We start from the raw sequence: 13,457 nt of genomic DNA, 5'->3' as shown, positions 1-13,457 counted from the left end.
GTGCTCCGCTAGTTGGCTGCGCTGCCGGCGGCCGGGCTGCCTTGCGCCTTGATGTAGGCCACCAGCGCGGCGAGTTCCTGCTCGCTCAGGTCGAAGTGCGGCATGATCGGTGCGAAGCCCTTCACGACGCGGGCCGCCGGGTCGCGGATGAACGCGCGCAGATAGGCTTCGTCGACCTTGGCGGTGCTGCCGTCGGCCATCGTTTCGGTCTTGCCGTACAGCCCCTTCCAGGTGGGGCCCACGCGCGGGCTGCCGTCCACGGTATGGCAGGCGATGCAGCCCTTGGCCTCCGCGAGCGCCTTGCCCTGGTCGGCCAGCGCCTGCGCGCTGCCGCCGGTGGCGGCGGCTGCGGCCTGCACCTTCGCCTGCTGGCGCTGCGCGAACGTGTTCTGCTGCGCCAGCCAGCGCGAGAACGCCGCTTCGTCTTCCACCACGACCACACCGCGCATGTTGGAGTGCCCGATGCCGCAGAGCTGCGCGCACAGGATGTCGTAGCGCCCTGCCTTGGTCGGCGTGAACCAGAAGGTGGTCACCATGCCGGGCACCATGTTCATGCGCGCGCGGAACGGCGGCACGTAGAAGTCGTGCAGCACGTCGCGCGAGCGGGTGAGCACCTGGATCGGCCGGTTCAGCGGCAGGTGCACCTCGGGCGTCTCGATCAGGTAGTTGTCGCGGCCGTTGGGGTCGCCGGGGTTCAGGCCGAACGGGTTGTCGTTGCTGACGTAGCGCACGTCCGTCGTGCCCAGCTTGCCGCCGGGGCCGGCAAAGCGGAAGCGCCATTGCCACTGCTGGCCGAGCACCTCCATCTGCAGCACGTTGTGCGGCGGCCGCACGTAGTCCGCGTAGACGAACAGGCCCGGCGCCAGCAATGCCGCCACGCCGACCGAGGTCAGGCCGATCAGCCACCATTCCAGCCGCCTGTTGTGCGGCTCGTAGGCCGCGCGATGCCCGCCGCGGTGGCGGTAGCGCAGCAGTGCGATCACGATGAACAGGTTGATCGCGATGAAGAGCGCGCCGGTGATCACGAGCGTGATCGTCAGCATGTCGTCCATGCGCACCCAGTTCGACGCAATCGGCGTGATCCACCACGGACTGGCAAAGTGAAACCCCACCGCCAATACGATGATCAGGATCAGGGCAATCGCAAGCGCCATAGCCTACCTCGCTGCGCGTCACTCGCTGGAGCCGCCGGCAGCACGCTCTTGCCGTACTGCCTGCGCCGGCACGTCTGGCCTGGACCGCTTCGCTGCATGTTGTAAGCGGCTCTAGAGCAAAGGTAGTCCTCTCCTTTGCATCGTGCAAGGCAGCGCAGGGGCGGAGCGCTCGATGAACGGAGGCGCGTGAATGAAGGCGTCGCCTGCTGCGATGCAATGCAAGACGACCGCCTCCGGCATGGGTTGCCGAGGCGGCCATTTCCCGATCGCGCAAGGGGTTACGGCGCGTCGGGAAAAAACGGTGCGTCAGGGCCTCGCGTCCTGCTTGCGCCGCCGTTCCAGCGCGCCGTAGACGATGGCGGTGACCACGCCGAACAGCAGGTTTGCCAGCAAGGGGCCGGATCCCCGTTCCGAGACGAACCAGGGGAATACGGCCGTCATGACATAGAAGTTCCACACATACGCGACGATCCCGAAGGCCACCCCGACGACGACCTCCATGCCCACGCTCGAATCGAAGCGGAACGGCGCGATGATGGCTGCGAGAATCATCCCCATGATGGCGCCGAGCACGTAGTGCAGGATCAGCGCCGTCCCCACGATGCCGAAGCTGAATTGCGACATCTGTTCGAGCGCACTCTGGCCCAACACCATCGCCGCGATCTTGTGGGTCGGCTGCCACGGGCTTTCATACAGCACCATGGTCGACCAGAAGAATTCCAGCACGATCACCAAGGCGCCACCCGCAAGACCCGCCACGGCGGCGGCAAGCCAGTCGGGCATGCGCCGCTCCCAATGGTGCGATTGAATGTGCAGTTCCATACGACCTCCTTGCTGGCGATTCAAGTTCGGCACTCGGGGACCGAAAGCACCACTCGCGTCGAAAGTGCGTTCCCTTGTCCGATTCAGCATGGCAGATATGAGTGCCAACGCAAGGAACAAAAACCCTGCGCTTTGCATGGCGCAATGGCGTTTTTGCTCGAAGGTCGGCATCGGCCACGAAAGGCCGCGTGTGATGGCTGGGAGGGCTGTGGGGGCGTTTCGCTCGGTAACGACCCGGCGCAACGCGTCTCGGTTTGACAACGAGACGGCGCGTCAGTCCGAGGACTGTGGGGGCTTGTGGGGGCTGTGGGAATCAGTGCAAGTCGCGCAGATACGACAAAGCCGACTCGAGGCCGGCTTTGTTTGCGAAGCATCAGGCTGTGCTTTGTAAGTAGAAGCATAACTTTGCACCCGGTGCAAAACATCGCTTCTGTCTTATTCGGCCAAGCCTTTTCGAATTCGTTGGTGGAGCGGAGGAGGATCGAACTCCCGACCTTCGCATTGCGAACGCGACGCTCTCCCAGCTGAGCTACCGCCCCAACAGTCAACCATCATACACACGCTTTCGAACGCTTGGCAATAGTGTCGAATTACTTCGACGGCGCGCCCGCCAACACCCATTCCACCACCGATCGGGCGTCCGCATCGCTCATCCGCGGATGCGCGGGCATCGGGATCGCGCCCCACACGCCGGAGCCGCCCTCCTTCACCTTTTTCGACAGCTTCGCGACGGCCTGCGGGTCTGCCTTGTAGCGCGCGGCGATGTCCTTGAACGACGGGCCGACCAGCTTGCGGTCGACCGCGTGGCAGCCCATGCACGCATTGCTGCGCGCGACCTTGAGCCCGTCGCCGACGTCCGCGTGCGCGACCGCGCCGAACGTGCCGGCCAGCAGCACCGCCGCCGCCGCGCGTTGCATCCACCGCATCACCTTCATTGCGGCACCGCCTTCGGATTGCCCGGGTGCACGTTGGTCGAATTCGAGATCGGCGCGGGCGGCTGCAGCGGCGTGGACGTCACCGCCGTGTCGGGCACCGCGCCGACCGTCGTGCCGTCCGCCGGCGCGGCCGACGCCGCGGCGGCGCCGCTCGCGGGCGCGGGCTGCAGCGCCTGCGCGTCCGCCGGCTTGATGTACTGGAACACCTTCACGACCTTCTCGACGCCCGGCACCTGGCTCGCGACTTCCGCGCCGCGGTTGCCTTCGTCGACCGTCACGAGGCCCATCAGGTACAGGTTGCCGCGCTCGCCGACAACCTTGTAATGGTTCGCGGAGATGCCCTTCTCGCCGATCAGCGCGGTCTTCACGCGCCCTTCGAGATACGAGTCGTTCGCGCGATCCGACAGCGAGCTGGCCGGGCCGATCGCGAGCTCGTTGACGATGCCGTTCACGTTGTTGATCGCGCGCACGATTTCCTCGGCGCGCTGCTTCGACGCGTCGTTCGGCACTTCACCCGTCAGCAGCACGCGGCGGTTGAAGACGGTCACGTTCACGTGCGCCTGGTCCGGCAGGCCGCTGTTGATCTGCGACGTCGCCTTGAGCTGGATCTCGCGATCCTCCGTCTGCGCGCCGAGCGTGCGCCGATCGGTGGCGATCAGCGCGCTGCCGCCGGCCGCTGCGCCGACCACGCCGAGCACGCAGCCCTGCAGCGACACCGCGAGCCCCGCCGTCAGCGCGGCGAGCAGCGTGGTTCTGACGAGCGTCTGTTTGACGCGGCTTTTCTTCATCGACGGCTCTCCTTCGTTCAATCCTCACCCAGCAGCATCGCGTCGATGCCGTCGCACAGGCAGTGGATGGTCAGCAGATGGACTTCTTGAATGCGCGCCGCGCGCTCGGCGGGCACGCTGATCGGGATGTCGGTGTCGGACAGCGCGGCCGCCAGCGCGTGGCCGCCGCCGCCCGTCAGCGCGACCACCGTCATTTCGCGCTCGTGCGCGGCCTCGACGGCGGCCAGCACGCGCGGCGACGCGCCGCTCGGGTCGAGCACCAGCAGGATGTCGCCGGTCTGCCCGAGCACGCGCACCTGCTGCGCGAACAGCTGGTCCGGCACCATCGCGCCGGTCATGCCGCCCTGCGACGCATCGGTGGCGAGCGCGAGCGCGGGCAGGCCCGGCCGCTCGCGCTCGAAGCCGCCGACGAGCGACACGGCGAGGTAGTGGGCGGCGGCGGCCGACGGGCCGTCGCCGCACGCGACGATCTTGTTGCCGTTCGCCAGCGCGGCGAACATCGCATCGACCGCGGCCGCGATCGGCAGCGACAGCGCGTCGCCGGCTTCGTGCTGTAGCGCGGCGCTGTCGCGGAAATGTTGCTGAATACGTTCGACTGACATCGATTCCTGATCCGGTGCTGCGCGCGGCGGGCCGCGCGCGACATCATGAGTGCGGCGAGTTTACCGTACTCCGGGGCCTCATCCGGGCGCACGGCGAGAACTCTTTACATCTCGTCACAGCTCTCGGCTAGACCTCGTCGGCACGAAACGCGTCGCGCAGCCATACGAGTTGCCCGGCCTCGAACGCGACCACGTCGAAGCGGCACGGCGCGCCGGCCCCGTGCCGCACCCAGAAGCCCTGCGCCGCCTTGACGAGCCGCATGCGCTTGCGCCAGCCGATGCTCGCCGCCGCGCCGCCGTGCCGGGCGCTGCGCCGCGCGCGCACCTCGACGAACACCAGCGTGCCGTCCGGCTCGCGCATCACGAGATCGAGCTCGCCGCCGCGCATCGTCACGTTCGCCGCGACGAATGCGAGCCGGCGGCGCTCGAGGAACTGCCGCGCGCGCGTCTCGAACGCCGCGCCGACCGACTTGGATCGCGCCGTGCCGGAAAAGTTGTCGGTGCGCACGGCCGCCTGCCCGCTCGCGCGCGACGGCCCGCGGCGATCGCCGTCCGATCCGGCCGGCGCCCCGTGGCACAATGCCGACCTTGTTCCGCCTGCGCCACGCCCGCGCGCATTGCCCGCCATGACTGCCCTCCTCGAACTTGCGCATACGCAGCACTACCCGAGCGCCGCGCTCTACGTCGTCGCGACGCCGATCGGCAACACCGCCGACATCACGTTGCGCGCGCTGCACGTGCTCGGCCTCGCCGACCGCATCGCCGCCGAAGACACCCGCAACACCGGCCAGCTGCTCGCCCGCTACGGCATCTCGAAGCCGCTCATCGCCGCGCACGAGCACAACGAGCGCGAAGCGGCGCTGCGCGTGATCGAACACCTGCGCGCCGGCGAACGCGTCGCCTATGTATCGGACGCCGGCACGCCCGGCATCTCGGACCCCGGCGCGCGGCTCGTCGACGCGGTGCGCGCGGCCGGCTTCGCGGTGGTGCCGCTGCCGGGCGCGAGCGCGGCCGTGACCGCACTCAGCGTCGCCGGAGACTGGGCGGGCACGTTCACGTTCGCCGGCTTCCTGCCGCCGAAGGCGAAACAGCGCGCGAGCGCGCTGCAGGCGCTCGCGTCGCACCCCTATGCGCTGGTGTTCTACGAGGCGCCGCACCGGATCGTCGAGACGGTCGCCGCGCTCGCGGACACGCTCGGCGCCGCGCGCCGGCTGCTGATCGCGCGCGAACTGACGAAGCTACACGAACAGCTGTTCCAGGGCACCCTGGCCGAAGGGCTGACGTGGCTGGAGGGCGATGCGAACCGGCAGCGCGGCGAGTTCGTGCTGGTCGTCGAGGGCGCGCCGGCCGACGCGGGCGCGGCCGACGACACCGCGCACGACGCGCTGCTCAGGCTGCTGCTGGAAGAGGTACCGGTGAAGAGTGCGGCAAAGCTCGCGGCCGCGCTGACGGGCGCGCCGCGCAACGCGCTGTATGCGCGCGCGCTCGCGTTGAAGGACGGTTGAACGGCCGGCGCCGCTGCAACGACAAAGGGCTGCCGATGGCAGCCCTTTGTCGTTGGGTTCGCTGACGGAAGCGGAATCCGCCGCGTTACCGGGTCGAGTTCGACGCGAGCATTTCGTCGCGCGCCTCGCGCGCTTCCTGCGGCGACAGCCCCTCGATCTTCACGCGGCCGGTGCCGGCATGCACGAGGCCGATCACCTTCGCGGCCGCATACGACAGGTCGAGCACCCGGCCACGCTTGTACGGGCCGCGATCGTTGACCTTCACGACGACCCACTTGCCGTTCGTCGGGTTCGTCACGCGGATGTACGACGCGAGCGGCAGCGTGCGGTGCGCGGCGGTGAACGCGTTCATGTTGAAGCGCTCGCCGTTCGCGGTGCGGCGGCCGTGGAAGCCGCGGCCGTACCACGACGCGCGGCCGGTCTGGCGGAAATCGGACACGTTGGCGCCGTCGATCGGCGCCGCATCCGCGAGCGACGTGCTCTTCGCGTCCTTGCTGTCGGCGGCCGGCATGGAGGCCAGCGCCGAGTCGAAATTCAGTTGCTTGTCGTTGTCCGCGTTCGCGGCGGTCGTCCTGACCCCATTCTTCTGGTTCGTGCCGCTCGTCGTCTGGCTGGGTTGCACGGCACAACCCGTCAGCGCGAGAAATACAGCCACAGTCCCGAAACGGCTCGGAAATCGAAAATTCATCGACGTGTCGCCTTCTGGTTCGGGCCGCTCCTTCACTTCGTTGATACGCGGCCCGGACGGCAAATGCATGCGCGCCCGGCTCGAATGCGAGCAGGCAGGCTTGCATGGACGCGGCTTTCGTACTCGCCGCAACCGTCCTGATTAGCTTTCACGTCTGGCGCAACCTGTCCCCGGCAGCCTGACCAGACCCCACATGCCGCCATCGAACATGGCTTCCCACGTTCGCGCGCGCTGCGTACAGCCAGCGCACAGGAACGGCGGCACAGGCCTCATCCGGCGGCGCGGCAGCAGGGCCGCGGCGGGCGCGCAGCGCCCGGCCGGACAAGACGTGAGCACCGGAGAATGCTCGGTGCTGGATTCGCCGCCGGACTCCCCGGCGGCAGATGCTTTGACGATGCTCATGGCCCCCTGTCAGTGGGGCTCGAACATCAGCGGAGCGCATGAAAATCATGCGCGATGGGCGGCATTATACAGAAATCAAAATCACTGCCCGAAAACGGGCCCCGGCGCGCCATTGATTCTCGCTATGCCCGTAACAATCGGCGCGGCCGCGCGCGTGTCGCGACGCCGCGCGCACCGCGCCGAACAGGGGGCCTGCGCGCCCGGTACAATCGAACCTTTTAGCCCGCCGGTGCTTCCATGAAAGTCACGCTCATCCCGGTCACGCCGTTCCAGCAGAACTGTTCGCTGCTCGTCTGCGAGGCCACCGGCCGCGCCGCCGTCGTCGATCCGGGCGGCGACCTCGAACGGATCCAGCAGGAAGTCGCGCGGCAGAACGTGCAGGTCGAGAAGGTGCTGCTCACCCACGGGCACATCGACCACTGCGCGGGCGCGAAGGCGCTCGCGACGCACTACGGCGTGCCGATCGAAGGGCCGCAGGAAGACGAGCGCTTCTGGATCGAGAAGCTGCCGACGCAGAGCGAACGCTTCGGCTTTCCGGCGGCCGACGCATTCGAGCCGGATCGCTGGCTGAACGACGGCGATACCGTGCAGTTCGGCGACGAAGCGCTCGAGGTCTATCACTGCCCGGGCCACACGCCGGGCCATGTCGTGTTCTTCAGCCGCGCGCACCGGCTCGCGATCGTCGGCGACGTGCTGTTCGCCGGCTCGATCGGCCGCACCGACTTCCCGCGCGGCAACCATGCCGATCTCGTGCGCTCGATCAAGGAGAAACTCTGGCCGCTCGGCGACGACGTCACGTTCGTGCCGGGCCACGGCCCGGTGTCGACGTTCGGCGACGAGCGCCGCACGAACCCGTTCGTGTCCGACAAGGTGTTCGGATGAACCAGACGGCCATTCAGGAAATCTACGTCAGCACCGACGTCGAGGCGGACGGCCCGATTCCCGGCCCGCACTCGATGCTGAGCTTCGCGTCCGCCGCGTACACCGAGGACAAGCAGCTGATCGCGACGTTCTCCGCGAACCTCGAGACGCTGCCCGGCGCGCAGCCGCATCCGGTGCAGGACGCCTGGTGGAAGACCCAGCCCGAAGCGTGGGCCGCGTGCCGCACCGACCTGCAGGCGCCGGAAGCGGCGCTCGTCGCGTACGTCGACTGGGTCGAGGCGCTGCCCGGCAAGCCGGTGTTCGTCGCGATGCCGGCCGGCTTCGATTTCACGTTCATGTTCTGGTACATGATGCGCTTCGCGGGCCGCTGCCCGTTCTCGTGGTCGGCGCTCGACATCAAGACGCTCGCGTTCGCGATGACGGGCCTGCCGTACCGCAAGGCGATCAAGCCGCGCTTCCCGAAGCACTGGTTCGATGACCATCCGCACACGCACGTCGCGCTCGACGACGCGATCGAGCAAGGCGCGCTGTTCTGCAACATGCTCGCCGACCTGCGCGTGCAGCAGGCCGCGCTCGCGGCGCGCGCCGCCGCTGACGGCACGGACAACGGCGCAACAGCACAAAACCCTACGGACCCGCGTGCAAATTAGCGAATCTCGCTCAGCGACACCGTGTCGGATTGCCTTTCCTTTCGCGCACCTCTAACATTCAGAGTGTTGTAGTTGCCGCATGGAGGCGCAGGTGACGCTCGATTCCTTTTCGCAAAAAATCCTTCGCCTGTTGCAGCTCGACGCGCGCCGTTCCGTCCAGGAAATCTCCGACCAGGTCGGCCTGTCCAGCACGCCGTGCTGGCGCCGCATCAAGGACATGGAGCAGTCGGGCGTGATCCAGCGCTACACGGCGCTGCTCGATCGGGAGAAGCTCGGCCTGCATGTCTGCGCGCTCGCGCACGTGCACCTGACGCGCCACAACGAGGGCGGCGTCGAGCAATTCGAGCGCGAGATCTCGACCTGCCCCGAAGTCACCGAGTGCTACAGCACGACCGGCGAAGCCGACTACATCCTCAAGATCGTCGCGCCCGACATCAAGGCCTACGACGTGTTCCTGCACGAACGCATCTTCAAGATCCCGGCCGTGTCGCAGGTGCGCACGAGCGTCGTGCTGCGCGAGATCAAGTTCGATACGCAGCTGCCGCTCTAGGCCTGCCTGCGTTACGACTTGCCCCGCACCGCCCGCGTGAAGCCGATGCGGCGCGCACCGAACTGCCGCTTCAGCGCTTCGATGTCGAGCTGCTCGGCGAGCGTGGCATCGGTGTCGCCGCTCGCGTGCGGGCTGTCATCCAGCGTCACGTCGATCTCGAGCCCCGTGCTCAGGTAGTGGAGATTCACCGCGCGCGCGCGCAGGCCGCGCTGCGCGAGCTCGGCCTCGAGACGCGCCGCGATCTCGCTGCGCGGCGGCAGTGCAAGCGCGGGCCGGCGCGCGGCGTCGTTCTCCGGGTCGACGTGGATCAGCGCGTCGAGCACGCGCCGGTCCGACAGCGCGCGTGCGCGTGCGGTCTCCGCGATGTAATGCCCTTCCGATACCGAGATCATCGGATCGACGAGGATGTGCGCATCGACGAGCGCCGAATCGCCCATCTTGCGCGTGCGCAGGTCGTGCACGTCACGCACGCCGGGCGTGGCCGCTAGCAGCGCGCGAATCTCCGCGGTGTCGGTTTCGTCGAGCGCGCGATCGGACAGGTCCTGCAGCGCGTCATAGCCGAAGGTCCAGCCCATGCGCGCAACCATGAAGCCGACGATCGCGGCCGCGATCGGGTCGAGCAGCCGGAAGCCGGCCAGGCTGCCGATGATGCCGATCGCGACGACGAGCGACGACGCGGCGTCCGAGCGCGCATGCCATGCATTGGCGACGAGCATCGCCGAGCGCACGCGCTGCGCCTCGCGCAGCATGTAGCGAAACAGTGCCTCCTTCGACACCAGCACGACGACCGCGACGACCAGCGCGCTCACATGGACGGGCGGAATATCCTCGAGATGCACGAGGCGATCGCCGGCGCGCCATAGCATGCCGATCCCCACCGCGATCAGAATCCCGCCGAGAAACAGCGATGCGACCGTCTCGTAGCGGCTGTGCCCGTAATTGTGATCGGCGTCCGGCAATGCGCCGCTATGCCGATTCGCAACCAGCACGACAAAATCCGAGATCAAATCCGAAATCGAATGGACACCGTCGGCAATCAACGCCTGTGAATGCGCAATCGTGCCGACCGCGATCTGAAATGTCGCAAGCACGACATTCAGCACGATACTGACGAGCGTGCTCTTGCGCGCGACGGCGTGCTTTTCTCCGCTTTGCGCTTCGCCGGAAAAGGTGGACATGAAATATGAGATATCGGTGTGCGATATCGGATTCTACCAAGAGCGCCCAGCACCCCATTCCGATAACCCCAAATTTCTTATTTAAATCAACTGGTTATGCGAACGGGTCGCATTTTCATTCACGCGCGTTCATGACATTTCCGTGACATTCCGCCGGCACGGGACGCGCGCAAAGCAAAAGGCCGCGCTCCGTGACGGACACGCGGCCTTTCAGCGCGGGAACGGCGAACAAACGTTCAGATTGCAAATTGTTCGCGGTTCTTGCCGGCGATCCAGCGCGGCGGCTTGCCGCGGCCCGACCACGTCGCGCCCGATTCCGGATCGCGATACTTGGCCGCGACGCCGGCGCGCGGACGGCCGACCTTGCCTGCCTTCGCACGGCTCAGACCGAGCTCGGCCAGCGTAAAGCCGTAGTCGGAGATTTTCTGCTTCACGTCATTGAGGACTTCCGCGTATTCGCGCGACTTCGCCTCTTCGATTTGCTTCTCCAGCTTCTCCCGCTGGGCCAGCAGGTCCTTGTAAGAAGACATAGTTTCCCTTTTTATCTGACCAATGGCGCCGATCTGCAGCCGGCTCACCATTCTTGAAATATCTGTGCCTCGGATTTTGAAGCCAGAGATTAGCACAAAAAAGATTTGATTGAAGCGAGACTCAATGAAAATACCGATTCGAATTGCCATTCAGCCAGGTCATTTTGACCCGCCGCGCCGATTTCTCAATTTTTCACGTCCTTACACGGAGATTAGGACATAAGCCGCAACGCATTAAGACTTTCAGCATACGCAATTACCCTGCATCGATAAAATCAAAGCTTTCATCTGACGACAGGTTCGACAAAATCCACTTGTATAGTCAACGGAATTAAACATTGGAGAACCGCGACGTCAGGTCACACCTTGCGCGCATTCGAGCAGCCGCGCGCGCAGTGCGCCGAGGTCCGTCTGCGGCGCATCGAATGCGGTGCGCAGCCGCCGGCCGTCAACGCGCCAGTCCGCGCCGCAGCGGTCGACGCCCAGCAGGTCGAGCCCGGCGCGCCGCACGCCGGCGGTGTCGTACGCGGCCCACAGCGCCTGCTCGTCGTCGAACCCGAGCGGCGCATGCGCGTCGAGCGCCGTGCCCTCCACCCAGCCCATCCGGCCGAACCCGCCGATATAGCGCAGCCGCTCGACGTCGAGCGCCCGGAACGTGAAGTCGCCGAGCGCGAGATAGCGCGCCGCGTCCGGCTCGTAGCGCAGGTAGCGCGCGGCGAGATGCGGATCGGCGTCGACCGGTGCGAAGCGGCCGAGCAGCGTCGCGCGCTCGGCGTTCAGCACGTCGCCGTCGGGCGCGTCGACGATCAGGAAGCCCGCGCGCGGGTCGGCGGCGAGATTGCGCGTGTGCTCGGCGAGGCCGCTCACGAGGATCACCGGCCGGTGGCGCGCATCCGGCGCGAACGGCACGACCGTCGGATACGGGAAGCCTTGCGGATCGCGCGCGTGCGTCGCGAGCGTGCCGAGCGCGCAGCGGTGCAGCAGGTGCAACGGAAGGGCGGGGTCGATGTTCACGAAATCTCCTGCGGTCGAATCGCGGCGCATCGTGCAGGCCGCGTGCGGATCGATGTTACCCGTCGCAGCCGTTACCGCGCATCGTCCGATCGGCAGGTGCCGGATGCGGGGTGCCGCGTGTCATTGGGCGTCACGGGCATCACGGGCCTCGCGCGCCTGCCGCGCTCCCCCGCCCGGGCCGCTCTCCGCTCTCCGCTCTCCGCTCTCCGCTCTCCGCTCTCCGCCCGTCGCCCGTCGCCCGTCGCCCGTCGCCCGTCGCCCGTCGCCCGTCGCCCGTCGCCCGTCGCCCGTCGCCCTTCGCCCTTCGCCCTTCGCCCTTCGCCCTTCGCCCTTCGCCCTTCGCCCTTCGCCCTTCGCCCTTCGCCCTTCGCCCTTCGCCCTTCGCCCTTCGCCCTTCGCCCTTCGCCCTTCGCCCGCCACCCGCCGCCCGCCGCCCGCCACTCTGCGGAATCGTAAGGGGTTCGATAGAATCGGACGATTCCCGGCGACGTCGCGTACGTCCGCGCATCTTTCTCCTGACGAGCTTTCCGTGTCCGATTCCTCCCCCGACCTCGCGGCGGCGCCCGCCGCCCACCTCGCCCTGTCGCTGCCGGTCCGCCAGCGAGCCCGCACCGCCACGATGGCGCTGTTCTTCGTCGCCGGCATGATGTACGCGTCCTGGGGCGTGCACGTGCCGACCGTGCGCGACAAGTTCGCGCTGAGCCCCGGGCTGCTGTCGATCGCGCTGTTCGCGGTCGCGGGCGGCTCGATCGCCGCGATGCTGACGGTCGCGCGCTGGATCGCGCGCGTCGGCTCGCGCACCGCGTGCCTCGCGGGCGGGCTCGTGATGTCGGCCTGCGGCGCGCTGATCCTCGTCGTGCCCGACTACTGGATGCTGCTCGCGGTGCTCGCGCTGTTCGGCTTCTCGATGGCGACGCTCGACGTCGCGATGAACGCGGAGGCGAGCGCGGTCGAGATCGCGCTCGGACGGCCGATCATGTCGGCGCTGCACGGCATGTTCAGCGTCGGCGGGATGGCCGGCGCGGCGGCCGGCGGCGCGCTGCTGTCGGCCGGCATGGCGCCCGCCGCGCATCTCGCGCTCGCCGCGGCGGTGAGCGCCGCGGTGCTCGTCGCGTCGTGCCCGGCGGTGCTGCCGCACGTCCCGCATCACGAGCATGCGCACGGCGGCGGCAACCGCTGGCGCTCGCCCGCGCTGTGGATGCTCGGCGGCATCGCGCTGATCGCGCTGATCGCCGAAGGCGCGATGTACGACTGGGCGACGGTGTACATGCGCGACGTCGTCGCGGCCAGCCCCGCGCTCGCGAGCGCCGCGTATGCGGCGTTCTCCGGCGGCATGGCGGCCGCGCGCTTCGCCGGCGACGCGGTGCGCGCCCGCTTCGGCGCGCCGCAGCTCGTGTTCGCGAGCGCGTCGCTCGCGTGCGCGGGCATGATCGGCGCGCTGCTGCTGCCGCATCCGGCCGCCGTGCTGACCGGCTTCACGTTGATGGGGCTCGGCCTCGCGAACATGATGCCGGTGCTGTTCGCCGCCGCCGCGCGCGTGAAGGGCATCCATGCGGCCGAAGGCCTCGCGCACGTGGCCGGCCTCGCGTATTTCGGACTGCTGTTCGGACCGGTCGTGATCGGCGCGGTCGCGCAGGCCGCGAACCTGACGATCGGGCTCGCGGTCGTCGCGCTGTGCGCGGCGCTCGTCGCGGCCATCGCGCCGAAGGTGCTCGCGCATCTGAAGCTCTGACGGCAAGTCACCGCGCCCGCGTCAC

Annotated in this window: 15 protein-coding genes and 1 tRNA gene; 5 read left to right on the top strand and 11 right to left on the bottom strand. The window is 67.9% G+C overall.

All coding sequences use genetic code 11. The features are described 5' to 3' along the window. Window positions 1-8: 8 nt before the first annotated feature. From HWY45_RS15710 to HWY45_RS15680, 7 genes are all read right to left on the bottom strand, one after another. A complete protein-coding gene (locus HWY45_RS15710) occupies window positions 9-1,154 on the bottom strand; it encodes a cytochrome c oxidase subunit II (RefSeq protein WP_059882130.1) in 1,146 nt (381 codons plus the stop codon). A 306-nt stretch (window positions 1,155-1,460) separates the two neighbouring features. Continuing rightward, on the bottom strand, window positions 1,461-1,976 hold the full coding sequence (locus tag HWY45_RS15705) for a hypothetical protein (protein WP_059882132.1): 516 nt from the start codon (window positions 1,974-1,976) through the stop codon (window positions 1,461-1,463). A gap of 463 nt (window positions 1,977-2,439) precedes the next feature. Further along, a tRNA-Ala gene (locus HWY45_RS15700) sits at window positions 2,440-2,515 on the bottom strand. 51 nt (window positions 2,516-2,566) lie between these two features. After that, window positions 2,567-2,911, bottom strand: coding sequence for a c-type cytochrome (locus tag HWY45_RS15695; protein WP_059882134.1), 345 nt, complete (start codon window positions 2,909-2,911; stop codon window positions 2,567-2,569). Next, a complete protein-coding gene (locus HWY45_RS15690) occupies window positions 2,908-3,699 on the bottom strand; it encodes a BON domain-containing protein (RefSeq protein WP_059563967.1) in 792 nt (263 codons plus the stop codon). The genes HWY45_RS15695 and HWY45_RS15690 overlap by 4 nt, the downstream gene beginning before the upstream one ends. A gap of 17 nt (window positions 3,700-3,716) precedes the next feature. Continuing rightward, window positions 3,717-4,301, bottom strand: a complete 585-nt coding sequence (locus HWY45_RS15685; RefSeq protein ID WP_059563966.1) for an SIS domain-containing protein — start codon at window positions 4,299-4,301, stop codon at window positions 3,717-3,719. 127 nt (window positions 4,302-4,428) lie between these two features. Continuing rightward, on the bottom strand, window positions 4,429-4,881 hold the full coding sequence (locus HWY45_RS15680; protein WP_414143312.1) for a YraN family protein: 453 nt from the start codon (window positions 4,879-4,881) through the stop codon (window positions 4,429-4,431). Window positions 4,882-4,927: 46 nt separating this feature from the next. Between HWY45_RS15680 and rsmI the strand changes: the two genes are divergently transcribed. Continuing rightward, the gene (rsmI, locus tag HWY45_RS15675; RefSeq protein WP_059563964.1) at window positions 4,928-5,806 is read left to right on the top strand and encodes a 16S rRNA (cytidine(1402)-2'-O)-methyltransferase; all 879 of its coding nucleotides are present in this window, start codon (window positions 4,928-4,930) and stop codon (window positions 5,804-5,806) included. Window positions 5,807-5,891: 85 nt separating this feature from the next. Here rsmI and HWY45_RS15670 read toward each other — a convergent pair whose 3' ends face one another. Beyond that, on the bottom strand, window positions 5,892-6,494 hold the full coding sequence (locus tag HWY45_RS15670; protein ID WP_059882384.1) for a septal ring lytic transglycosylase RlpA family protein: 603 nt from the start codon (window positions 6,492-6,494) through the stop codon (window positions 5,892-5,894). A gap of 639 nt (window positions 6,495-7,133) precedes the next feature. Between HWY45_RS15670 and HWY45_RS15665 the strand changes: the two genes are divergently transcribed. The 3 genes from HWY45_RS15665 to HWY45_RS15655 all read left to right on the top strand — a co-directional run bounded on the left by HWY45_RS15665 (window position 7,134) and on the right by HWY45_RS15655 (window position 8,978). Then, on the top strand, window positions 7,134-7,778 hold the full coding sequence (locus tag HWY45_RS15665) for an MBL fold metallo-hydrolase (protein ID WP_059563963.1): 645 nt from the start codon (window positions 7,134-7,136) through the stop codon (window positions 7,776-7,778). Then, window positions 7,775-8,428, top strand: a complete 654-nt coding sequence (locus HWY45_RS15660) for a 3'-5' exonuclease family protein (protein ID WP_059882139.1) — start codon at window positions 7,775-7,777, stop codon at window positions 8,426-8,428. Before HWY45_RS15665 ends, HWY45_RS15660 begins: the two co-directional genes overlap by 4 nt. 79 nt (window positions 8,429-8,507) lie before the next feature. Continuing rightward, window positions 8,508-8,978, top strand: coding sequence for an Lrp/AsnC family transcriptional regulator (locus tag HWY45_RS15655; RefSeq protein ID WP_011882933.1), 471 nt, complete (start codon window positions 8,508-8,510; stop codon window positions 8,976-8,978). An 11-nt stretch (window positions 8,979-8,989) separates the two neighbouring features. On the opposite strand, the gene HWY45_RS15650 is transcribed toward HWY45_RS15655, so the two are convergent. The 3 genes from HWY45_RS15650 to HWY45_RS15640 all read right to left on the bottom strand — a co-directional run bounded on the left by HWY45_RS15650 (window position 8,990) and on the right by HWY45_RS15640 (window position 11,700). Then, window positions 8,990-10,156: a cation diffusion facilitator family transporter gene (locus HWY45_RS15650; protein WP_059882141.1), complete on the bottom strand. Its 1,167-nt coding sequence runs from the start codon at window positions 10,154-10,156 to the stop codon at window positions 8,990-8,992. 236 nt (window positions 10,157-10,392) lie between these two features. Further along, the gene (locus tag HWY45_RS15645; protein ID WP_059563960.1) at window positions 10,393-10,686 is read right to left on the bottom strand and encodes an H-NS histone family protein; all 294 of its coding nucleotides are present in this window, start codon (window positions 10,684-10,686) and stop codon (window positions 10,393-10,395) included. Window positions 10,687-11,040: 354 nt separating this feature from the next. Then, window positions 11,041-11,700 (bottom strand): HugZ family pyridoxamine 5'-phosphate oxidase, encoded by a 660-nt coding sequence (locus HWY45_RS15640; protein ID WP_059882386.1) that lies wholly within the window; start codon window positions 11,698-11,700, stop codon window positions 11,041-11,043. Between the two features lie 529 nt (window positions 11,701-12,229). Between HWY45_RS15640 and HWY45_RS15635 the strand changes: the two genes are divergently transcribed. After that, on the top strand, window positions 12,230-13,432 hold the full coding sequence (locus HWY45_RS15635) for an MFS transporter (RefSeq protein ID WP_059804347.1): 1,203 nt from the start codon (window positions 12,230-12,232) through the stop codon (window positions 13,430-13,432). Window positions 13,433-13,457: the final 25 nt, after the last annotated feature.

Origin of the sequence: Burkholderia stagnalis (genome assembly GCF_902830275.1) — a bacterium.
GTDB classification, from domain to species: Bacteria; Pseudomonadota; Gammaproteobacteria; order Burkholderiales; family Burkholderiaceae; genus Burkholderia; species Burkholderia stagnalis.
The sequence above is the reverse complement of the archived record's forward strand: the minus strand, read 5'-3'. Positions and strand labels throughout refer to the sequence as shown.